Genomic DNA, 477 nt, shown 5'->3' with positions numbered 1-477 from the left:
AGAGGTGGCGCCGAGAATTCGGACAGGTCGGTAAGTGGAAAAGCTGGGGCGTGAGTCGGCCATAATGGCCGGCAACAAGGAACCAGAAGATGACGAAACGCAACCGACGGACACACTCACCGACGTTCAAGGCAAAGGTGGCACTCGCGGCGCTCAAGGGCGACAAGACGCTGGCCGAGCTGGCCCAGCAGTTTGATGTGCATCCGAACCAGATCACGGACTGGAAGAAGCAACTGCAAGAGCGTGTTGCCGAAGTGTTCGAGACGGGCCAAACATCGGCCGGGCCCCCGGTCGATGTGAAGGTGTTGCACGCGAAGATCGGGCAATTGACTCTGGAGAACGATTTTTTGGAAAGCGCGCTCGGCAAGGCGGGATTGCTGAGCGTAAAGCGATGATTGATCGCGAGCACGCATTGCCGGTGAGCCGGCAGGTGCGGCTGGTGGGCATTGCCCGTTCAAGCGCCTACTACCAGCCGCA

1 pseudogene is annotated in these 477 nt (G+C 59.7%); it reads left to right on the top strand.

The features are described from left to right. Nucleotides 1–89 precede the first annotated feature (89 nt). Nucleotides 90–477: pseudogene (locus P0D89_RS54040) on the top strand (transposase); the annotation flags it as partial.

This window comes from Paraburkholderia sp. RL18-085-BIA-A (assembly GCF_046027075.1).
Classification (GTDB): Bacteria; Pseudomonadota; Gammaproteobacteria; order Burkholderiales; family Burkholderiaceae; genus Paraburkholderia.
The sequence above is the reverse complement of the archived record's forward strand: the minus strand, read 5'-3'. Positions and strand labels throughout refer to the sequence as shown.